We start from the raw sequence: 462 nt of genomic DNA, 5'->3' as shown, positions 1-462 counted from the left end.
AGCCGGCACCCCAGTCACCGTAACCCTGTCGAACGGCGCCGTGATCACCATCAAAGCGGGCGAAAGCAGCGGCACCGCGACCGTCCCAGCACCAACCGATGACGTCTACAAAGATGCGGGCTCCGTGCAGGCCACCATCAGCAAAGCTACAGGTGGCAGCTTCGAAAACCTGGTGACCAGCAGCACACCTGCCGTCACCAGCGTCACCGACACGGTCGACACAACGACCGTGAAACTGACGGCCACCACGATGGCGGCCGAGGGTGGAAATGTCGTCTACACCGCAACCGTCGGCGCTCCGGTTACCGGTTCGCCAGTCGTCGTGACCTTGGCCAACGGCCAGAACATCACCATCGCTGTCGGCCAGACCACCGGCACCGCGACGTTCACCGCACCAAACGATGCGCTGGCCGGCAACGCTCCGCTGATTAACTCGATTACCGGCGTCACTGGCGGCAACTT

Annotated in this window: 1 protein-coding gene; it reads left to right on the top strand. The window is 63.2% G+C overall.

From position 1 onward, the window contains the following. Positions 1-462: immunoglobulin-like domain-containing protein (locus HU727_RS25535; RefSeq protein WP_217847159.1), on the top strand; the 462-nt coding region annotated here is incomplete at both ends.

This window comes from Pseudomonas khorasanensis (genome assembly GCF_014268505.2).
Taxonomy (GTDB): domain Bacteria; phylum Pseudomonadota; class Gammaproteobacteria; order Pseudomonadales; family Pseudomonadaceae; genus Aquipseudomonas; species Aquipseudomonas khorasanensis.
Note: the sequence above shows the minus strand (reverse complement) of the source record. Positions and strands in the feature narration are given on the sequence as shown.